This window comes from Nonomuraea sp. C10 (assembly GCF_008017515.1).
Classification (GTDB): Bacteria; Actinomycetota; Actinomycetes; order Streptosporangiales; family Streptosporangiaceae; genus Nonomuraea; species Nonomuraea ferruginea.
On the sequence record NZ_VPFF01000001.1, the window covers coordinates 1,470,637 to 1,491,940 of the forward strand.

Annotated in this window: 12 protein-coding genes; 6 read left to right on the plus strand and 6 right to left on the minus strand. The window is 71.4% G+C overall.

Annotated features, from left to right (window positions below; all coding sequences use genetic code 11):
• Positions 1 to 3: 3 nt before the first annotated feature.
• Positions 4 to 2,178 carry a hypothetical protein gene (locus FR742_RS44375; RefSeq protein WP_187281027.1) on the minus strand — a complete coding sequence of 725 codons (2,175 nt, stop codon included), beginning with the start codon at positions 2,176 to 2,178 and terminating at the stop codon, positions 4 to 6.
• A 519-nt stretch (positions 2,179 to 2,697) separates the two neighbouring features.
• On the opposite strand from FR742_RS44375, the gene leuS reads away from it, so the two are divergent.
• Both leuS and FR742_RS06715 read left to right on the plus strand, forming a co-directional pair.
• A complete protein-coding gene (gene leuS, locus FR742_RS06710; protein ID WP_148030132.1) occupies positions 2,698 to 5,151 on the plus strand; it encodes a leucine--tRNA ligase in 2,454 nt (817 codons plus the stop codon).
• 179 nt (positions 5,152 to 5,330) lie between these two features.
• A complete protein-coding gene (locus FR742_RS06715; protein WP_148030133.1) occupies positions 5,331 to 7,439 on the plus strand; it encodes a transglycosylase domain-containing protein in 2,109 nt (702 codons plus the stop codon).
• 2 nt (positions 7,440 to 7,441) lie between these two features.
• Here the strand turns inward: FR742_RS06715 and FR742_RS06720 are convergent, their stop codons facing one another.
• Together FR742_RS06720 and FR742_RS06725 are read right to left on the minus strand one after the other, a co-directional pair.
• Positions 7,442 to 8,410 carry a TIGR03557 family F420-dependent LLM class oxidoreductase gene (locus FR742_RS06720; RefSeq protein WP_148030134.1) on the minus strand — a complete coding sequence of 323 codons (969 nt, stop codon included), beginning with the start codon at positions 8,408 to 8,410 and terminating at the stop codon, positions 7,442 to 7,444.
• Positions 8,411 to 8,417: 7 nt separating this feature from the next.
• Positions 8,418 to 8,861 carry a hypothetical protein gene (locus tag FR742_RS06725; protein ID WP_148030135.1) on the minus strand — a complete coding sequence of 148 codons (444 nt, stop codon included), beginning with the start codon at positions 8,859 to 8,861 and terminating at the stop codon, positions 8,418 to 8,420.
• Positions 8,862 to 9,014: 153 nt separating this feature from the next.
• On the opposite strand from FR742_RS06725, the gene FR742_RS06730 reads away from it, so the two are divergent.
• Positions 9,015 to 12,164, plus strand: a complete 3,150-nt coding sequence (locus tag FR742_RS06730) for a S41 family peptidase (RefSeq protein WP_148030136.1) — start codon at positions 9,015 to 9,017, stop codon at positions 12,162 to 12,164.
• 46 nt (positions 12,165 to 12,210) lie between these two features.
• Here FR742_RS06730 and FR742_RS06735 read toward each other — a convergent pair whose 3' ends face one another.
• The 3 genes from FR742_RS06735 to lexA form a co-directional block, all read right to left on the minus strand.
• Positions 12,211 to 13,323: a MalY/PatB family protein gene (locus tag FR742_RS06735; RefSeq protein ID WP_261808383.1), complete on the minus strand. Its 1,113-nt coding sequence runs from the start codon at positions 13,321 to 13,323 to the stop codon at positions 12,211 to 12,213.
• A 34-nt stretch (positions 13,324 to 13,357) separates the two neighbouring features.
• A complete protein-coding gene (locus FR742_RS06740) occupies positions 13,358 to 13,765 on the minus strand; it encodes a DoxX family protein (RefSeq protein WP_148030137.1) in 408 nt (135 codons plus the stop codon).
• Between the two features lie 248 nt (positions 13,766 to 14,013).
• Complete coding sequence (gene lexA, locus FR742_RS06745) at positions 14,014 to 14,721, minus strand: transcriptional repressor LexA (RefSeq protein ID WP_148030138.1); 708 nt, start codon at positions 14,719 to 14,721, stop codon at positions 14,014 to 14,016.
• A 1,203-nt stretch (positions 14,722 to 15,924) separates the two neighbouring features.
• Between lexA and FR742_RS06750 the strand changes: the two genes are divergently transcribed.
• From FR742_RS06750 to FR742_RS06760, 3 genes are all read left to right on the plus strand, one after another.
• On the plus strand, positions 15,925 to 16,494 hold the full coding sequence (locus tag FR742_RS06750) for a hypothetical protein (RefSeq protein ID WP_148030139.1): 570 nt from the start codon (positions 15,925 to 15,927) through the stop codon (positions 16,492 to 16,494).
• Between the two features lie 491 nt (positions 16,495 to 16,985).
• Positions 16,986 to 17,441 (plus strand): transcriptional regulator NrdR, encoded by a 456-nt coding sequence (gene nrdR, locus FR742_RS06755; RefSeq protein ID WP_148030140.1) that lies wholly within the window; start codon positions 16,986 to 16,988, stop codon positions 17,439 to 17,441.
• A complete protein-coding gene (locus FR742_RS06760) occupies positions 17,438 to 21,304 on the plus strand; it encodes a vitamin B12-dependent ribonucleotide reductase (protein ID WP_148030141.1) in 3,867 nt (1,288 codons plus the stop codon). The genes nrdR and FR742_RS06760 overlap by 4 nt, the downstream gene beginning before the upstream one ends.

Below are 21,304 nucleotides of genomic sequence, written 5' to 3' on the forward strand. Positions count from 1 at the left end.
CGGTCAGCCCTGGGAGATCAGGCGCAGCCGCTTGACGACGGTGTTGACGTCCGGCAGCAGCGCCTTGCCCTCCGCGGGCACCGACATGAAGACGATCGCCGGCACGTCGCCGCCCGTGTTGATCGCGGCGGCGACGACCGTGGCCTTCTCGGTGGGCGAGGTGAGCGAGTAGGCGATCAGCCTGCCCGTGCTGTCGCCCACCTTCAGCGACTGCTGGGCGATCTTGCGCACCTTGTTGCCGTCCGCGTAGAGCCGCTTGCGCGCGTCGACCACGACCGCCTTGATCACCGGCTCCAGGTCGTCCGGAGAGGTGTACCTGCCCGCCAGTTTGGCGGGCAGCGGGCCGGTCAGCACCTGGGCGGCCAGGTCGTCGCCGACCATGGCGTACTGGCGCGTGTCGTACCCGTAGGTGCCCTTGACCGTCGGCCGCTCGTCGAGCCGCCAGGTGCCGCCGAGCCGGGGGACCTGGATGCCCGCCTGCGGGTCCTGGACCGTGCCGGTCACCGGCGACGCGTTGCCCTTGTACGCGGGCAGCCTGCCGATCGTGACGGACGTCTTCCTCGGGGTGGCGGGGGCCGACTGGGACGGGGTGGCCTGCGCCGCGGACTTGCCCGGGTCCTCGCTCGCCAGCGGGCCGGCGATGAACGCCCACAGCAGCGCGATCACCAGGGCTACGGCCGCCGAGCTGGCCAGGGCGTAGATCCACAGCGGCTTGCCGGGCTCGTCCAGCGACTCCGGCTCGCCCATCGCCTGGTAGTTGTCGCCGAAGACGGTGTTCCAGAGCTCCTGCTGGCGCTCGGGGGGAGGGGTGCGGGAGCCGCTGATCTGACCGGCCGTCACGAACGGGCGGTCAGGGTCGGAGGGGTCCCGGCTGAGGTTCGCCCCGGGCCTGCCCTGCTCGGTCCCGGGCCTACCATGACCATGCCCTGCAGGCCCGCCAGGTCCGTAGGGGCCGTCGGCTCCGCCGTGACCACCGTGACCGCCGGGCCCGCCAGGTCCGTACGGACCGTCGGCTCCGCCGGGCCCGCCGTACGGACCGTCGGCTCCGCCTCGTCCGCCGTGGCCCGGCCCTCCGGGGCCGCCACCCGGCCCATGGGAGCCGCCGGACCCGCCGGGACCGTACGGTCCACCGGGCACGCCGCCAGGCCCCCCGGAACTACCGGAACCACCGTGACTACCGGAACCACCCGGGCCGCCGGAGCCGCCTGGGCCGCCGGGACTGCCGCCACCCGGACCGGCCGGGGCTTCCACGCCCGCTCCGGCGTGCGCGGCTCGTGCGCCGGGGCCGGCGTAGCCCTCCGGGCCGCTCGCGCCGGGGTAGCCGTTCCGCGCGCCGGGGTCGGCGACACCCTGCCCGCCGTACCCGTCGGAACCCCCGGGGTTGCCGTACCGGTTGGCGCCGTATCCGTCCATGCCGCCGGAGCCGTAAGCGTCCGTGCGCCCGGAACCGCCGCCACCGGGGCTGCTGTATCCGTCCATGCCACCGGAACCGGCGTGGCCGTCCGCGCCGCCGTACCTGTCGGAGCGTCCGGGACCGCCGTAGGTGTCCGGGTGGCTGGGTACGGGGTTGGCGCCGGAACCGGTGAGGCTCGCTCGTCCGTACATCATCGTGTGCTCGTCGGCGGCGGCGGCGGAGCTGCGCGCGCGTCCCGGGTGGTCGTCGAGCCCGCCAGGACCGTACGAGCCGAGGATCGCGGCGTCCGGGTCCACCGGGGCGGGCTGCAGGTCGGGCACCCGGTTCATGGTCATCGTCCCGTCCAGCGGGTCGCCGGGGCGGGAGGCGTCGGCCTGCTGCGGCCAGGGGGCGGGGGAGTTCAGGTTGGACCAGGCGTCGGAGTAGGACGAGGCCGGCGGCTCGGACCAGGCGGGCACCGGGTCCTTGACCGGCGGCGGCTCCGGCCACGAGGGCTGGGCGGCGGGCGGCGCCTCGGGCCAGGAGGCGCCCCGCGAGGCGGACGGGGCGTCCGGCCACGACGCGGGCGGGGACGACGGGCCCTGCGAGCCCGCGTCGGGCCAGGCGGGGGCGGACGGCGGCGTCTCGGGCCAGGACGGGCCGGGCGGCCGGGACGTGGGAGCGCCGCCCTGCCGGGCGTCCGGCCACGCGGTGGGAATGTCGTCGCGGGGCGGCTCCGGCCACGAGGGCTGAGAGCCTGGCGCCTCGGGCCACGCGGTGGGCACGTCCTGCCGCGGAACTTCGGGCCAGGAGGGTGGCCGGTGCGACGCTCCGGAATTCTCCGATGCCATGGGTTCCGGCCCTCCTGAGCGCTTGTCCGGACTCGACGTACCGTGCATGATCTCATGGGATTTTCCAAGAGAGTCAGCCGACTCCGCAGCGAAACGGGCGAAGCCATGCGGATCGGTCGGCGGATCCTGCATCGGCAGGTCGGCCTCCGAACGTTCCGGTCCAGCTGAGTGCACCACGGTGACGAGCGTATTCTAATGGGACATATGAGGTCACAACGGATAGATCACCATCAGGTCTCGCGAGCCTGAAGGGCCCATTGTGCCCTCGTACCTCGATCGGCCGCCCGCATTCAGCCGAAGACGTGCGCTAGGCTTGACGTATGCGTTCCGCGACCCTGCTCCTTACCGGGCCGCGACGGTTCTGAGTTCCTCGCCGTCGCGGCTGCCCCTCGTCCTGGTCACGGGGGGTTTTCTTATGGGTCCGAGTCCGAGTCAATCAGAAGGACAACCGCCGTGAGTGAGTACGACCCGCAGGCGCTGCAGGCCAAGTGGCAGCCGCGCTGGGAGGAGATGGACCCGTTCCGGGCGAGCGAGGACGCCGCCGATCCCCGTGAGCGGCGCTACCTGCTCGACATGTTCCCCTACCCGTCGGGTGACCTCCACATGGGCCACGGCGAGGTCTTCGCCCTGGCGGACGTCATCGCGCGCTACTGGTTCCAGCGCGGCTACAACGTCCTGCACCCCATCGGCTGGGACTCCTTCGGCCTGCCCGCCGAGAACGCCGCGATCAAGCGCGACGCCCACCCCGCGGAGTGGACCTACCGCAACATCGAGACGCAGGCCAACTCGTTCAAGCGCTACGGCATCTCCTTCGACTGGTCGCGCCGCCTGCACACGAGCGACCCCGACTACTTCCACTGGAACCAGTGGCTGTTCAACCGCTTCTTCGAGCGCGGCCTCGCCTACCGCAAGGGCGGCCTGGTCAACTGGTGCCCCAACGACCAGACCGTGCTGGCCAACGAGCAGGTCGTGGCCGGCAAGTGCGAGCGGTGCGGCGCCGACGTCATCAGGCGCGAGCTCACGCAGTGGTACTTCAAGATCACCGACTACGCGCAGCGCCTGCTCGACGACATGGACCAGCTGGAGGGCGGCTGGCCCGAGCGCGTGATGACCATGCAGCGCAACTGGATCGGCCGGTCCGAGGGCGCCGACGTGGTCTTCGAGATCGAGGGCCGCGACGAGCCGGTGCACGTCTTCACCACCCGGCCCGACACCCTGTTCGGCGCCACGTTCTTCGTGGTCGCCGTCGACGCGGCGCTGGCCGACGAGATCGTCACCGACGAGCACCGCCCGGCCTTCGAGGCCTACCGCGCCGAGGTCGCCAAGCTGAGCGACATCGAGCGGCTGTCCACCGAGAAGGAGAAGACGGGCGTCTTCCTGGGCCGCCACGCGATCAACCCGGTCAACGGCGAGCGCATCCCCGTCTGGGCGGCCGACTACGTGCTGTCCGACTACGGCCACGGCGCCATCATGGCGGTGCCCGCCCACGACCAGCGCGACCTCGACTTCGCCAGGAAGTTCGGCCTGCCGGTGCGGGTGGTGGTCCACACCGGGCTGGCCGACCCCGGCGAGACCGGCGTCGCCACCTCGGGCGAGGGCGAGATGGTCAACTCCGGGCCGCTCGACGGGCTGGGCAAGGCCGAGGCCATCGCCGAGATCATCCAGGTCCTGGAGGCCGAGGGCAGGGGCCGCGGCGCGGTCAACTTCCGGCTGCGCGACTGGCTGCTGTCCCGCCAGCGCTACTGGGGCACGCCGATCCCGATCATCCACTGCCCCGACTGCGGCGAGGTGCCCGTCCCCGACGAGCAGCTCCCCGTCACCCTGCCCGACCTGCGCGGCGAGGCGCTGGCGCCGAAGGGCGTCAGCCCGCTGGCCAGCGCGACCGACTGGGTCAACGTCGACTGCCCCAAGTGCGGCGGCCGCGCCCAGCGCGACACCGACACGATGGACACCTTCGTCGACTCGTCGTGGTACTTCCTGCGTTACTGCTCGCCGGGCTGCACCGACGGCCCGTTCGACGTCGAGCAGGTGCGCAGGTGGGGCCCGATCGACCAGTACGTCGGCGGGGTCGAGCACGCCGTGCTCCACCTGCTCTACTCGCGGTTCTTCACCAAGGTCCTGTACGACATGGGCATGGTCGGCTTCACCGAGCCGTTCCTGCGCCTGCTCAACCAGGGCCAGGTCATCAACGGCGGCAAGGCGATGTCCAAGTCGCTGGGCAACGGCGTCGACCTGGGCAAGCAGATCGACGACTTCGGCGTCGACGCGGTGCGCCTGACCATGGTCTTCGCCGGCCCGCCCGAGGACGACATCGACTGGGCCGACGTCTCGCCCGCCGCGTCGCAGAAGTTCCTGGCCCGCGCGCTGCGCGTGATGTCGGAGGTGACCAGCGAGCCCGGCGTCCCGTTCGAGGGCGGCGACGTCGAGCTGCGCAAGGTCACCCACCGCACGATCGACGAGGTCACCAAGCTGGTCGACTCCCACCGCTTCAACGTCGCGGTGGCCCGCATGATGGAGCTGACCACCGCCGCCCGGCGGGCGATCGACTCCGGGCCCGGCGCCGCCGACCCGGCCGTCCGCGAGGCGGCCGAGACGCTGGCCGTCATGCTGTCGCTGGTGGCTCCCTACACCGCCGAGGAGGGCTGGGAGCGCCTCGGCCACCAGGGCGGCACCGTCTCCAAGGCGGGCTGGCCGAGCGCCGAGCCCGCGCTGCTGGTGCGCGACCTGGTGACCTGCGTGGTCCAGGTGGCGGGCAAGGTGCGCGACCGGCTGGAGGTCTCGCCGGAGATCGCCGAGGACGAGCTGCGGTCGATCGCGCTGGCTTCGGAGAAGGTCCGGGCCCACCTGCGGGGCGAGCCCCGGCGGGTGATCGTGCGCGCGCCGAAGCTGGTCAACATCGTCCCCTGACGCGAATCGCGAGGCCGCCGCACCCCCGGGGGGCGCGGCGGCCTTCGTCGTGTACGGGCTGACCAGCGGTGATATGCACACCGATATCACCTGCTTCCCCATATCGCTATTGGACGCCATCCGATCAGGTCTGCTTTGCTCCTGCCCACTGCCGGGCGACAGAAGGACAAAGGGCACTGATGGCACGTCGGGGGACGAAGATCGTACGGCTCACCGCCGCAGGGGTGGCGGCGGGCGTGCTCGTGGCGGGGCTCGCGGCGCCGACCGTGGGCGGCGCGGGTCTCGGGTTCATGTCGGCCGCGGCGGTGGCCGACCTGCGGCCGGTCGAACTGGCCGAGCCGCCGCTGCCCGAGGTCTCGGTCGTGCTGGACGTACGGGGCAAGGAGATCGCCCGCTTCTACGAGGAGTACCGCGAGGTCGTCGGCCTCGACCGGGTCGCGGAGGTCATGCGGACGGCGATCGTCGCCATCGAGGACTACCGCTTCTACGAGCACGGCGCGATCGACCTCGAAGGCACGATCCGGGCGCTGGCCAAGAACCTGCAGGCGGGCCGGGTGAGCCAGGGCGGGTCGAGCATCACCCAGCAGTACGTCAAGCAGGTGCTGCTCAACGCCGCCGGCACCGAGGAGGAGCGGAACGCCGCCCTGGAGTCCAGCTACGCGCGCAAGCTGAGAGAGCTCAGGTACGCCATGGGCGTGGAGGAGAAGTACACCAAGGACCAGATCCTCGAGAAATATCTGAACATCGCGTACTTCGGTGCCGGCGCCTACGGCGTCGAGGCGGCGGCCAAGCGGTTCTTCGGCGTCCGGGCGAGCCGGCTCACGCTGCCGCAGGCGGCCACCCTGGCCGGCGCCGTGCAGGACCCCAACGCCACGGACCCGAACCTCGGCGAGAAGCACCGCGCGCGACTGCTGAAGCGCCGCGACGTCGTGCTGAACCGGATGGCCGAACTGGGCGCGATCACCCCGGCGGAGGCGGCCAAGGCGAAGGCCACCAAACTGGGTTACAAAGGCAAGAAGCTCCCCGGTGGCTGCGAAGCCAGCAAATATCCGTACTTCTGCATATATGTCCGCCAGGAGATCGCCAACAACCCCGCCTTCGGCAAGACCGCCAGGGCGCGCCTGCGCATGCTCAACGGCGGCGGCCTGACCATCAGGACCACGCTCGACCCGGCCATGCAGGCCGCCGCCGACCGGGCCGTCAAGAGGTACGTGCACGCCTCGGACCACCCCGTCGCCGCCGAAGCCCTCGTCGAGCCCGGCACCGGAGCGATCAGGGCCATGGCGGCGAGCAGGCCGTACGGGCGGAGCAAGGCCAGGAACGAGATCTCGTACAACGTCGTCGCGGACGCCGGGCACGGCGGCGGCGCCGGCTTCCAGGCGGGCTCCACGTTCAAGACCTTCACCCTGATCACCGCGCTGAAGCAGGGCATGAAGACCGGCGACGGCCTGAGCGCGGGGGCGGGCTACCGGGCGCCGGGTCCCGCGGCGTTCAGGAACTGCGCGGGCGAGAACGTCGGCGACCCCGGCCACACGGTCACCAACGACGAGGGCTCGCCGGGATGGAAGACGCTGCGCACCGGCACCTGGAGCTCGGTCAACACGTTCTTCATGGAGCTGGAGCGGCGCGTGGGCCTGTGCGAGACGGTCACCACGGCCGAGGAGCTGGGCATCCGCCGGGCCGACGGCCGCCCGCTGAGCGAGTACGAGACGTTCACGCTCGGCATCGACGAGATGGACCCGGTGACGGTGGCCGGCGCGTACGCGGGCATCGCGGCACGCGGCCGCTACTGCGCGCCGATGGCGATCACCCGGATCACCGGCCGCGACGGCGAGGCCACCGCCTACCGGCCGAAGTGCCGTCAGGCGCTGGAGCCCGCCGTCGCCGACGCGACCGCCGACGTGCTGTCCGGTGTGTTCACCGACGGCACGATGCGCGGCGTCGGCGGCATCGGCCGCGACGCGGCGGGCAAGACCGGCACCACCGACGGCTACGCGACCGCCTGGTTCGCCGGCTTCACCCCCGACCTGGCGGCGGCGGTGAGCATCGGCGACCCGCGCGGCTCCCAGGCCCACAAGCTGGCCGGGGTGACGATCGGCGGGAGGTACTACGGCGCCGTCGACGGGGCCGCCCTGCCGGGCCCCATCTGGAAGGAGACGATGATCGGCGCGCTGGCCGGCTCGCCGCCGCAGCGGTTCACCCCGATCGACTCCGCCCGGTTCGGCGGGTGCTTCCAGGACTGCCGGCCGGAGCCCGAGCCCACGGACGAACCCCGCGACGCGGAGTGAGCTCAGAGGCGGCGCAGAGCGGGCAGGAGCTCCTTCTCCGCCCACTGGAAGAACGGTTCCTGCTGGTCGGCGCCGATCTGGACCAGGGCGACGTGCGTGTGGCCGGCCTCTAGGTAGGCGCGGACGGCCTCGACGACCGCGTCCACGTCGGCGCCGCACGGGACGCTCCCCGCCACGTCGTCGGGCCTGACCGTGCCGGCCGCGGCGCGGAAGTTCACCGGGCCGGGCAGCTCGGCCATCACCTTCCAGCCGCCGACCGCCGACCAGCGCCACAGCCGGTGGGCCCGCTCCTTCGCCGCCTCCGCGTCGGTGTCGTAGGCGATCGCGAGCTGCCCGTACACCGGCTTGCCGGAGCCGCCGTCGTTCTGGAAACTCCGCACCACGTCCGGCATCGGCTCGTTGACGACCAGGACGTCCCCGTACTCGGCCGCGAGCCGCGCCGAGGCGTCGCCGGAGGCGGCGATGCCGATGGGCACCGGATCGTCCGGCAGGTCGTAGAGCTTGGCCGAGTCGACGTCGTAGAACTCGCCCTGGAAGGTGACGTAACCGCCGCCGAGCAGCTCCCTGATGATCCGCACCGCCTCGCGGAGCATGCGGTGGCGGACGTCGGCGGACGGCCAGCCCTCGCCGACGACGTGCTCGTTCAGGTTCTCGCCCGCGCCGAGCCCGAGCGAGAACCGGCCCTCGCTCAGCACCGCCATCGTGGCGGCCTTCTGCGCCACCACCGCCGGGTGGTAACGCATCAGCGGGCAGGTCACGTACGTCATCAGAGGCAGGCGTTCGGTCGCCTGCGCGGCGGCGCCGAGCACGGACCAGGCGTACGGTGAGTGACCCATCTCCTCCAGCCACGGGAAGTAGTGGTCGGAGATGACCGCGTAGTCGAAGCCGGCCTGCTCGGACCTGGCGGCGAAGTCCACGAGCTGCCGTGCGGGCGTCTGCTCGCACATCAGGGTGTAGCCGAACTCTGCCATGGTGGCCCTACTTTCCGGCGTACGGGGACGCCATCCGGTCGCCCAGCTCCTCCAGCACCAGCCCGAGTCCGATGCCGAGCATCCAGACGTCCTTGGCCAGACCGATGCCCTCGGGCGTGGGCTTGAGGCTGCCTTCCTGACGCATGCCGGGGGTCTTGAGATAGAGGCCGAGCAGCCCTCCGGCGAAGGCGGTCAATGCCGCCCCGGCCAGCAGCGAGGGCACCATCGGCAGCAGCAGCGCGGCGCCGAGCGCGATCTCGCTCTTGGCCAGCAGCCTGGTGAACTCCTGCGGCTCGTGCTTCTCCAGGAAGGGGTAGACGCCGACGGCCATCCCATGGGTGCCGGCGGCGGTCCCCTCGTCGGCGCCGGCCTTGCTCAGGCCGGAGTTCAGGATGAACGCCCCCGCCGCCACGCGGGGCGGGATCTGGTGAGGACGGGCGAAGATACGCATGTATGCCTCCCGACTATGCGTCGCAACACCCCCTTCCCGTGATTTTTCACGACATCCGGGAGTCTGTCCGGTTTTGACCGTGTCTTCATTCCTCGCAGCCCTCGGCGCGAAATCGTGTCATCCCCTCGGCGGAGCGCGCACTAGTGTCTACCTGTGACAACTGGCGCATACCTGAGATTCCCCCACCTGTGCGGTGACCTGGTCACCTTCGTCGCCGACGACGACGTCTGGCTCGCCCCGATCGCCGGCGGGCGCGCATGGCGGTTCACCGCCGACCGCACCCCCGTGTCGAACCCCCGTCTCTCACCCGATGGCGCCCGCATCGCCTGGACCAGCACCCGCGAGGGCGCCCCCGAGGCGTTCGCCGCCGAGCTCGACGGGCCGGAAGGCGAGCGGCTCACCCACTGGGGGAGCCCGTCGACCCAGGTGCGCGGATGGAGCGCCGACGGGCAGGTGCACGTCGTCAGCGCCGCCGGGCAGGGCGGCCGCACCAGGACGTGGGCCCACGCCGTCCCGCTCGACGGCGGCCCGGCCACCCGCCTGCCGTACGGGTGGGTGAGCGAAGTCGCCGTCAGCGGCGACCGGGTGGTGACCGTCTCGCCCATGTGGCGCGAGCCGTCCCAGTGGAAGCGCTACCGCGGCGGCACCGCCGGCAAGATCTGGATCGACGCCGAAGGCTCCGGAGAGTTCACCCGCCTGTTCGCCGACAACCCCGCCCAGCACTGGGCCGCCATGTGGATCGGCGACAGGATCGCCTTCCTCGCCGACACCGACGGCATCGGCAACCTCTACTCGACCCTGCCCGACGGCTCCGACCCGCGCAGGCACACCGGCCACGAGGAGTTCTACGCCCGCCACGCCACCACCGACGGCGAGCGGATCGTCTACAGCCACGCCGGTGACCTGTGGCTGCTGGAGAGCCTCGACGCCGAACCGTACCGGCTCGACATCAAGCTCGGCGGGCCGCGCCCGGCCCGCGCGAAGCGGCCCGCGCCCGCCCGCGCCGGCGGGTTCTCCCCGGACGCGACCGGCCGTGCCAGCGCGGTCGAGATCCGCGGCACCGCCCACTGGGTGACCCACCGCGACGGCCCCGCCGGCACGCTCCGCGCCGAGCCGGGCGTCCGGGTACGGCTGCCGCGCGTGCTCGACTCGGACGGCCGCGCCCTCTGGGTGTCCGACGCCACCGGCGAGGACGGCCTGGAGATCGGCACCCCCGGCGGTGAGATCCGCACCCTCGCCGCCGGCGAGCTGGGCCGCGTGCTCGACCTGGCCGCCTCGCCCGACGGCAAGCACGCCGCCGTCGCCACCCACGACGGCCGGCTCCTGGTCGTCGACGTCGAGACCGGCGCGCACCGCGAGCTCGACCGCACCGGCCACGGCGACATCAGCGGGCTCACGTTCTCTCCCGACTCCGCCTGGCTGGCCTGGGTGCACCCGCACCAGGAGCCGCTGTCGCAGATCAAGATGGGCCGCGTCGACGGCACCTCCACCATCGAGGTGACGCCGCTGCGCTTCGCCGACTACGACCCGGTCTTCACCCGCGACGGCAAGCACCTGGCGTTCCTGTCGGTGCGCACGTTCGACCCGGTGTACGACGCGCACGTGTTCGACCTGTCGTTCCCCGTCGGCTGCCGCCCGTACCTCGTGCCGCTGCGCGCCACCACCCCCTCCCCGTTCGACCCCAGCCTGCAGGGACGGGGCTTCAACGGCGAGGACGACCACCCGCAGGCGGAGGAGAAGAAGAAGGACGACGCGCCGCCGCGCACCGAGGTCGACCCCGAAGGGCTCGCCTCCCGCGTGGTGCCGGTCCCGGTGCCCGCCGGCCGTTACGTGAACCTGCGCACCGCCAAGGACGCGCTGCTGTGGCTGCGACACCCGCTCGCCGGCCGGCTCGGCGACGGCACCGAACCCGCCGGCGAGATCACGCTGGAACGCTACGACCTGAAGAAGCGCGCCAAGAGCGAGCTGGGCAAGGAGTTCCGCGCCTTCGAGGTGAGCGGCGACGGCACCCGGCTCGTGCTCAACGGCAAGAACGGCCTGCAGACCCGCTCCGCGAGCGAGGGCGACGAGGTCGTCACCATCGAGCTCGACCGGGTCGCCGTCCAGCTCGACCCCGTCGCCGAATGGCGGCAGGGCTACCGCGAGGCCGGCCGGCTCATGCGCGACCACTTCTGGCGCGCCGACATGAACGGCGTCGACTGGCAGGGCGTCCTCGACCGCTACGCGCCCTTCGCCGAGCGCATCGGCGCCTACTCGGAGCTGATCGACCTGCTCTGGGAGGTGCAGGGCGAGCTCGGCACCTCCCACGCGTACGCCATCGGCAACGGCCCCACGGTCGACCCGCGCCGCCGCCAGGGCCTGCTCGGCGCCGACCTGGCCCGCGACGAGGACGGCACCTGGCGGGTCGAGCGTGTCATCGCGGGCGAGTCGTCCGACCACGACGCGCGCTCGCCGCTGCTCGCGCCCGGCGTCGCGGTCCGCCAGGGCGACGCCCTCGTCGCCGTCAACGGCCGCCCCGTCGATCCGGTACGCGGGCCGCTCCCGCTCCTGGCGGGCACCGCGAACCAGCCGATCCAGCTGACCGTCCGCCCGGCCGCGGGCGGCGAGACCCGCAAGGTCGTGGTCACCCCGATCGCCGACGAGACCCGGCTGCGCTACCACGACTGGGTCGAGGGCCGGCGCGCGTTCGTCCGGGAGGCGTCCGGCGGGCGGCTCGGCTACCTGCACGTGCCCGACATGGTGGCGTCCGGGTGGGCGCAGTTCCACCGCGACCTGCGTACCGAGATGGCGTACGAGGGACTCGTCGTGGACGTGCGCGAGAACGGCGGCGGGCACGTGTCCGAGCTCATCCTGGAGAAGCTGTCGCGCAAGGTCACCGGCTGGATCCGGGTCCGCGGCCACCAGCCGATGCGCTACCCCGAGGACTCCCCGCGCGGGCCCGTCGTCACCGTGACCGACGAGTTCGCCGGCTCCGACGGCGACATCGTGAGCGCCGGCATCAAGAACCGCGGCATCGGCCCCCTCGTCGGCGTCCGCACCTGGGGCGGCGTGATCGGCATCGACTCGCGCTACTCGCTGGTCGACGGCACCGTCGTCACCCAGCCGCGGTACTCGTTCTGGCTGGAAGGGCACGGTTGGGGAGTGGAGAACCACGGCGTCGACCCGGACGTCGAGGTCGTCATGACACCCCAGGACCGCGCGGCCGGCCGCGACCCCCAGCTGGAGAAGGCCGTGGAGCTGGCACTCTCCGCCCTGGAGGAGCGCCCCGCCGCCACCCCGCCCGACCTCCCGCCCCTGCCGTAACGACCCCGGGGGACGGCTCCTCGTCCGGAGAGCCGTCCCCGCCCGATCAGGGCGTCACGGTGGCTATCCTCCGCAGGATCTCGGCGAGAACGGGCTCGGAGGTGGCGAAGTTCAGCCGGACGAACGTCTCGCCGCCCGGCCCGAACACGGCGCCGTCGCTGAGGAGGACCTTCGCCTCCCGCTCCAGCTGCTCCGCCACCCCGGGACGGCCGTAGTCGAGCCACGCCAGGTAGGTGGCCTCCGGCACACGGTACGTGACGCCCTCGGGCAGGTGTTCGGCGATGGCGCGCCGGTTCCGGTCGAGCAGCGCGACCGTGTCCGCCAGCCAGGCGTCACCGTGCCGCCAGGCGGCCACGGTCGCCTCCACGCCGAACACGTTCGCCGAGCCGAAGAGGAACGGCGGCTGGGCGTCCAGCGCCCCGCGCAGCCCGGGGGAGCCGAGGTGCGCCACCGAGCAGCGGATCCCGCCCAGGTTGAACGCCTTGGTGGCCGAGGTCAGGGTGACCGTCCGGTGAGGCAGGATCGTGCCGAACGGGATGTGCCGGTTCGGCTCGTACACCAGGTCCGCGTGGATCTCGTCGGAGATGACCAGCAGATCGTGCCGTTCGGCCAGCTCGGCGAGCTCCTCCAGCTCGGCCCTGGTGAAGACGCGGCCGGTCGGGTTCTGCGGGTTGACCAGCAGCAGCACCTTGCACCCGGACAGGTCGGGGATCTCGGCGCGCCACGAGTCGCCGTCCGGCACGAGCCGGATGGGGCGCAGCGGCCGGTCCATGGTCTCCAGCGTGCCGAGGAACGGGTGATAGGCCGGGGTGTGCAGCGCCACCCCGTCTCCCGGGGCCGTCCACACGTGCAGCAGCACCTGCAGGGCCTGGTTGATGTCGGAGTAGGAGCGGACCAGGCCCGGATCGGGCTCCCACCCGTATCGGGCGGCCATCCGCTCCGCGAACGCCTCGGCGAGCGGCCCGCTCTGGGGGCTGTCGAGCCACGAGGGATAGCCGAGGTCGCCTTCCGCCCGGCGGCGCAGCGCCTCGACCACCTCGGGAGCGGACGGCAGGTCCATGTCGGCCACCCACGCGGGGATGACCCCCGGGTCGGCCTTCGCCCACTTGAGCCCGTCGTTGCGTGCTTTGAACGCTTCGCCCACGAATGTGTCGCTCACCCAGACATTCTAGGAATGTCGGCCTTCGTACGGATCAGCCGCCGGCCAGCGACCGCCACAGCCGGTCCGTACGATCACGCCGCCCCCACGCGATCAGCCCGCTCACCACGAGCAGGACCAGCGGCAGCGCCACAGGCCCGCCGCTCACGAACGCCTCGGTCAGCACCGCACCGGCCATCAGCCCGGCGCCCGCCAGCGCGGCCGCTCCGGCCACCGGGGGCGCCAGCAGGCACACCGCCATCGCGACCTCCAGCACCGCGACCAGGTAGCGGAACCAGTCGCCCCATCCGATCGCCTCGAACGTGGACACCGACGGCTCAGCCCCGGTGAACTTGCCCATCGCCGCCATCAGCAGCATGCCCGCCATGACCACCTGGAGCACCCACAGGCCGGCCCCGGCCAGCCGCCGCCCGGCACTCGGCCTCGTCTCGATCTTCTCCATGCCGCCGAGATTATGGACTGCGATCAACCGCCGGAATGCGGCTGGTTACCGGACAAGGGTGGAGGTAGGTGCACTTGCCCGGAGACGCGCCGTGTGCGACGGAACCATGGAACCCGGGCAGCCGGAGAGGCGCCCGCCGGACAGGACGCGCGTGGAGAGGAGGACGGCGGCCATCGGCGGGCTGGTGGGCGAGAGCCGGTGAGGAGCGCGGTGCGGGACGGCCGCACCGCGTCTCACACGGCGAGGGGTCAGAGGCGGCGCAGGACCGCCACGACCTTGCCCAGGACGCTGGCCTCGTCGCCGGGGATGGGCTCGTAGTTGTCGTTGTGCGGCACCAGCCAGACGTGGCCGTCCTTGCGCTTGAAGGTCTTGACCGTCGCCTCGCCCTCGATCATCGCGGCCACGATGTCGCCGCTCTCGGCGACCGGCTGCTGCCGGACCACGACCCAGTCGCCGTCGGCGATCGCGGCGTCGATCATCGAGTCACCGGTGACCTGCAGGAGGAAGAGCGTGCCCTCGCCGACCAGCTGCTTGGGAAGCGCGAAGACGTCCTCGACGCTCTCCTCGGCCAGAATCGGGCCACCGGCGGCGATGCGGCCGACCAGCGGGACGTAGGCGGCGGTGGGCCTGTTGACGGGGGCGTCGTCGGTGGCGGTGTCGGGGTCGACCCACAGCACCGGCTCACCCGGCAGCCGCACCTCCAGCGCGCGCGGGCGGTGGGGGTCTCGCCGCAGATAGCCCTTGCGCTGCAAAGCCGTCAACTGGTGCGACACGCTGGACGTGCTGGTCAACTGGACGGCCTCGCCGATCTCGCGCATGGACGGCGGATAGCCGCGCTGCTGCACCGAGTCGCGGATCACCTCGAGGATCTTGCGTTGCCTGGGGGTCAGCCCCAGTGAGTCACGCCTTCGCACCGCGAGGTCACTGACCCCATTGGCGTCATCCCGCTCGCTCATGCCTCTCCTCCTCGCCCGGCAACCCGCCCCGCGGGCGAGGCTCCCGGTCCGTGGTCCTGATGTCGCACACAGCGACCGTATCTCTGTTGAAGATCATCTTCAAACAGTTGTTCGAGTCTTCCTCGAAAATGTCGGCAGTGTGGTGTAGAACATCGTACGGGAGTTCGATCGACACCGTGTTCGATTTGCCGATCTTTCTACGGCCGTTTCCGGGGGCCACGACGGCGGGAGGTCCATCATGCGAACGACCAGACGGAGCCACCGCGCAGCGCGCATCCACGGGATGCTCTGATGGCGGATCCGACCGGCGACCACGGCAAGCGCCTCACCCTCATCGTCGACGCCACCCAGGAGGGGAGCCCTCAGGGACGCCACCCTCGCCCCGAAGCGCCCAGGCGGAATAACGACGGCGGAGCGGGCCCTCGATCGCGATGGGCCGCCGACGGCAAGCGCCCCCACCTGTACCTCGTCCCCCCAGCCCGCCCCGACTCGGACGCCGGCCCTGGCAGGTGGGGGCGAAGCGACGGTGGACCCGTCCGAGGGGGAGAGCGCGCCCCCGGAGCCGGCCAGGCCGTCAACGGCGGGTCCGTCCGAGAGGGAGAACGAGCGCCCGGAGCCGGTCAGATCGTCAACGGCGGGCGCCAGGCGGCGGGCGAGCGTGCGCCGGGAGGCGTCGTCAATGGCGGGTCCGTCCGTACGGAAGAGTGTGCGCCTGGACCCGGTCAGGTCGTGAACGGCGGGTCCGTTCGAGGGGGAGAGCGTGGGCCGGGAGTTGGCCAGGCCGTCAATGGCAGGCGCCGGGCGGCGGGTGAGCGCGTGCCCGGAGCCGGCCAGGTCGTCAACGGTGGGCCTGTCCGTACGGGAGGGCGCGCGCCGGGAGTCGGTCAGGTTGTCAACGGTGGGCGCCAGGCGGGGGGCGAGCGGCGGGTCGTGGAGCGGCGCCGGAGGCAGGGTGCGCCGGAAAGGCGCCTGACGGACGACGGCCCTTTGCGGCGTTCCGGCCTCACCGGCGAAGACGGGCCCGGCGGCGGTCGCGCTGAGCGGTCGCCGGTTTCCCCGGCCCGGGTGCGGGGGCTCAGGCGGGACGGGGCGTCGATGGTGCCCAAGGGGATTGCGCGCGTAGTGCAAGGGGAGCGGATCCCGGTGGACCAGGCGCCGAGGCGCCGGACGCGTAAGGGGGACGGCGCGATTGAAGGGGACGCGGTGCGGTCGCGTCGCCGCGTCGTCGTGCCCGGGACTCCAGCGCAGCTCGGCCGGCCAAGGATGGGCTGGTTCCCGAGGTTCGCGCGGATCGACAGGGCCGGTCGCGCCGCACAGATCGACAGGGCCGGTCGCGTTACGCAGATCGATAGGGCCGGTCGCGCCGCACAGGTTGACAGGACCGGCCGCGCCACGCAGGTCGGCAGGACCGGCGGCACCACGCAGGCCGACAGGGTGGGCCGCTCCGCGGGGGCGGACCGTGGGCGGCGTGCGCGGGCAGGGAAGAGGCTGCGGGGTGGCGCGGCCGAGACCGCGCCGGTGCGGTTGACGCGGCGGGGCCGCGCGGCGCTGGTGCTGGTCATGGCGCTGCTGTCGCTGGGCGGGTTCTGGCTCGGCACCAGGACGGCCGGCCACGCAGGGGTCGAGCGCTCGCCGGGCGCCGTCGGCCTGTCGTGGGCGCAGGTGCGTGAAGGTGACGACCTGTGGAGCGCCGTCGGCCCGCCGTGGGTACAGGTGCGTGAAGGCGCCAGCCCCGAGAAGCGCCGTCGGCCTGTCGTGGGCGCAGGTGCGTGAAGGCGACAACCTGAGCGGCGCCGGCGTCCACCCCGGCGAGGACCTAGGCTCCGTCGCGGACGAGGCAAAGCGGTTCGACAGGCTGACGAGTCCGACCAGACGGACGGGCACCCGCCTCCACGGCGCCGATGGCGTCGGCACCCCTTTACACCAGGGACAATAGGTGACCGTGCGATGCCCGCGAGCCTCCTGTGAACAAACATCACGTACGTGACACGTACCAACAAAAGTGACACGTCCCGGACGACACGCCGAGGCGGGGCGGGGACGCGGGGGCTGATCAGCGACTTCGGCCGGGCGGGCCCGGCCAACTTGCGTTCATGGTCGCGCGCTTCTACGGTTGGACCACAACATCTAGTAGTTACACCGATGTAGTTCACCACACCTTGTGTTTCGGCGACCGCACCAGACAGAAGCTCCGGTGCGTGCGCGAGCGTCCCCAGAGGCGGATGCCGTGCCTGTGGTGACCCCTGAAACGAGGAGGCGTAAGCGTGCATTGTCCGTTCTGCCGCCACCCCGACACCAGGGTCATCGACAGCCGCTCCACAGAGGACGGCGCGGCGATCAGGCGCAGGCGCACCTGCCCCGAATGCGGGCGGCGATTCACCACCCAGGAGACCGTGCTCCTCATGGTCAGCAAGCGCAGCGGAGTCACCGAGCCGTTCTCGCGTGACAAGGTCGTCGCGGGCGTGCGGCGAGCCTGCCAGGGCAGACCGGTCAGCGAGGACTCACTGGCGCAGCTGGGGCAGAGGGTGGAGGAGGCCATCAGGGCCAAGGGCGCGGCCGAGATCGCCTCCAACGAAGTGGGGCTGGCGATCCTCGGGCCGCTGCGCGAGCTCGACGAGGTGGCCTACCTGCGGTTCGCATCGGTTTACCGCGGTTTCGAGAGCCTGGCGGACTTCGAGGCCGAGATCAAACAGTTGAAGGCGGAGAAGGGGGAGTCATGACGGAGACGTCCAGCGGATCAGTGGCGCGCGGAGGCAAGCGTCCCCGCAAGGGTCTGAAGATGAAGCGGATCTTCACCACGCCCGGCGTGCACCCGTACGACGAGATCGCGTGGGAGCGCCGCGACGTCGTCATGACCAACTGGCGCGACGGCTCGGTCAACTTCGAGCAGCGGGGCGTCGAGTTCCCCGACTTCTGGTCGATCAACGCGACCAACATCGTGACCACCAAATACTTCCGCGGCGCGGTCGGCACACCCCAGCGCGAGCACAGCCTGAAGCAGCTCGTCGACCGGGTCGTCGGCGTCTACACGCGGACCGGCCTGGACCACGGCTACTTCGCCAGTGACGAGGACGCCGAGATCTTCGACCACGAGCTGAAGTACGCCCTGGTCCACCAGATCTTCGCCTTCAACTCCCCGGTCTGGTTCAACGTCGGCACCCAGTCGCCCCAGCAGGTGAGCGCCTGCCAGCCGTACGACGCGCTGGTGAGCACGCCCGACGGGCTCGTCCCGATCGGCAAGCTCGTCCAGGACAACGCGATCGGCGCCAAGGTCTACGACGCCCACGGCCTCACCCGCGTCATCGCCACCAAGGCCAACGGCGTGAAGAACGTGCTGCGCCTGCACACCAAGGCGGGCTACACGCTTGACGTCACCGGCGACCACCTGGTGTGGAAGGCCACCGGCGACGGCACCGGCCACTTCGTGGAGGCCGCCACCCTCAATCCCGGAGACCAGCTCGAGTGGCACCGGCGCGAAGCGTTCGGCGAAGGCGAGATCGACTTCACCGAGGTGGCGGAGGCGGCCCTCGCCGGCTGGCTGCAGTCCGACGGCTTCGTCGGACAGTACGAAGGGACCAACAAGTCCCTCACCATCGAGGCGATGACCGTCAACGACGCCGAGCTCGCCTGGGTGACCCGAGCCCTCGACGTCGCGTTCCCCGACGTGCACCGCAAGGAGTGCACGGTGGAGACGCAGGACACCTCGCTCGACTGCCGGCGCACCCGCCTCTACGGCAAGTCGCTGGAAGGCTTCGTGGACAAGTGGGACCTGCGTCGGCGCGGCGTCGACATGTCCGTCCCCGCCGGCCTCTTCACCGCTCCGCTGCCGGTGGTGGCCGCCTATCTCCGCAGCGTCTTCCAGGCCGAGGGCTTCGTCTCCGCGAGGGAGAGCTCCACCGTCGTCGAGGTCGACATGATCTCCGAGGAGCTGATCCGCGGCATGCAGCGCCTGCTGCTGCGCTTCGGCATCTACGCCCGCGTCGGCTTCAAGAAGGACGCCCGCGACGACCGCAAGGGCTGCTGGACGCTGCGCATCCAGTCCGCCGGCGACCGGCGCACCTTCGCCGACGAGATCGGCTTCGTCGACGAGACCAAGTCCGGCAAGCTCGAGGCGAGCTTCGACAAGCCGGGACACCCGTCGAAGGCGACCAAGCGGCTGGAGATCGACCGGGTCGAGGACCTCGGGCCGATGGAGGTCTACGACATTCAGACCGAGAGCGGCGAATACCTCTCGGGCAACCTCCGGGTGCACAACTGCTTCATCCTCGCCGTGGACGACACGATGGAGTCGATCCTGGAGTGGTACAAGGAAGAGGGTGTGATCTTCAAGGGCGGCTCCGGGTCGGGCGTCAACCTGTCCCGCATCCGCTCGTCCAAGGAGCTGCTCTCCAGCGGCGGCACCGCCAGCGGTCCCGTGTCGTTCATGCGCGGCGCCGACGCCAGCGCCGGCACGATCAAGTCCGGTGGCGCGACCCGCAGGGCCGCCAAGATGGTCGTGCTCGACGTCGACCACCCCGACATCGAGGAGTTCATCGAGACCAAGGCGCGCGAGGAGGACAAGGTCCGCGCGCTGCGTGACGCCGGGTTCGACATGGACCTCGGCGGCAAGGACATCGTCTCGGTGCAGTACCAGAACGCCAACAACTCGGTGCGGGTCTCCGACGAGTTCATGCGCGCGGTGGAGAAGGGCGAGAAGTTCGGCCTGCGCGCCCGGCTCACCGGCGAGGTGATCGAGACCGTCGACGCCCGCGACCTGTTCCGCAAGATGGCGAAGGCCGCGTGGGAGTGCGCGGACCCCGGCGTGCAGTACGACGACACGATCAACGACTGGCACACCACCCCGGAGACCGGGCGGATCACGGCCAGCAACCCCTGCTCCGAGTACGTGCACCTGGACAACTCGTCCTGCAACCTGGCCAGCATCAACCTGCTGAAGTTCCTCAAGGACGACGGCTCGTTCGACGTGTCCAACTTCGTCAAGCTGACCGAGCTGATCATCACGGCGATGGACGTCTCGATCACGTTCGCCGACTTCCCGACGGAGAAGATCGGTGAGACGACGCGCGCCTACCGGCAGCTCGGCATCGGCTACGCCAACCTGGGCGCCCTGCTGATGGCGACGGGTCACGCCTACGACTCCGACGGTGGCCGGGCGGTGGCCGGGGCGATCACGTCGCTGATGACCGGCGTGTCCTACCGCCGCAGCGCGGAGCTGGCCGGGGTGGTCGGCCCGTACGACGGCTACGCGCGCAACGCCGAGCCGCACAAGCGGGTGATGCGCAAGCACGCGGCGGCCAACGACAACCTGCGCGCGATCGGCGCGATGGATTCCAAGATCCACGCCGAGGCGTCGCGGCAGTGGGCCGAGTGCCTCAAGCTGGGCGAGCGGAACGGCTACCGCAACGCCCAGGCCAGCCTGCTCGCGCCCACGGGCACCATCGGCCTGATGATGGACTGCGACACGACCGGCATCGAGCCCGACCTGGCGCTGGTCAAGTTCAAGAAGCTCGTCGGCGGCGGGTCGATGCAGATCGTCAACCAGACGGTGCCCCGGGCGCTGGTGAAGCTCGGCTACCAGCAGGAGCAGATCGAGGCGATCGTCGAGTACATCGCCGAGCACGGCCACGTGGTCGACGCCCCCGGCCTGCGGCAGGAGCACTACGAGGTGTTCGACTGCGCGATGGGCGAGCGGGCGATCGCGCCGATGGGTCACGTGCGGATGATGGCGGCGACGCAGCCCTTCCTGTCGGGCGCGATCTCCAAGACGGTCAACCTGCCCGAGTCGGCCACGATCGACGACATCGAGCAGGTCTACCGTGAGGGCTGGGAGCTCGGCCTGAAGGCGCTGGCGGTCTACCGCGACAACTGCAAGGTGGGCCAGCCGCTGTCGGCAGGCGGCAGCAAGAAGGAGGAGCCGAAGGCCGCCGAGCCGGAGGTCAAGGTCGTGGAGGTGGCGCGGCCGACCAGGCGGCGCATGCCCAACCAGCGGCCGAGCACCACGACGCGGTTCACGGTCGGCGGCGCCAAGGGCTACATGACCGCCTCCTCCTACCCCGATGACGGGCTGGGCGAGGTCTTCCTGAAGATGTCCAAGCAGGGCTCGACGCTGGCGGGCGTCATGGACGCCTTCTCGGTGGCGATCTCGATCGGGCTCCAGTACGGGGTGCCGCTGGAGACGTACATGAGCAAGTTCGTCAACATGCGCTTCGAGCCGGCGGGCATGACGGACGACCCGGATGTCCGGATGGCGACGTCGGTGATGGACTACATCTTCCGGCGGCTGGCGCTCGACCACCTGCCCTACGAGGAGCGGGCGGCGCTCGGCATCTTCTCGGCGGCCGAGCGGGCGGCGCAGCAGCGCGGCGAGGACCCGGCGGCGCTGCAGGAGACGGTGGAGTCGCTGGCCCAGTCGGCGCCGATCGAGGAGAAGCCGAAGCAGGAGCCCAGCAAGGAGCTGACGCTGGAGAGCCACCAGCGCTTCACCGCCGACGCGCCGCTCTGCATGACGTGCGGCACCAAGATGCGCCCGGCGGGCAGCTGCTACGTCTGCGAGGGCTGCGGCTCGACCAGCGGCTGCAGCTGA

Bases quoted from the DNA above. Each gene is read 5' to 3' on its own strand.
- FR742_RS06740 (WP_148030137.1), bottom strand. From the start codon at position 13,765: ATGGAGAAGATCGAGACGAGGCCGAGTGCCGGGCGGCGGCTGGCCGGG.
- FR742_RS06760 (WP_148030141.1), top strand. From the start codon at position 17,438: ATGACGGAGACGTCCAGCGGATCAGTGGCGCGCGGAGGCAAGCGTCCC.
- FR742_RS06715 (WP_148030133.1), top strand. From the start codon at position 5,331: ATGGCACGTCGGGGGACGAAGATCGTACGGCTCACCGCCGCAGGGGTG.
- FR742_RS06720 (WP_148030134.1), bottom strand. From the start codon at position 8,410: ATGGCAGAGTTCGGCTACACCCTGATGTGCGAGCAGACGCCCGCACGG.
- lexA (WP_148030138.1), bottom strand. From the start codon at position 14,721: ATGAGCGAGCGGGATGACGCCAATGGGGTCAGTGACCTCGCGGTGCGA.
- FR742_RS06725 (WP_148030135.1), bottom strand. From the start codon at position 8,861: ATGCGTATCTTCGCCCGTCCTCACCAGATCCCGCCCCGCGTGGCGGCG.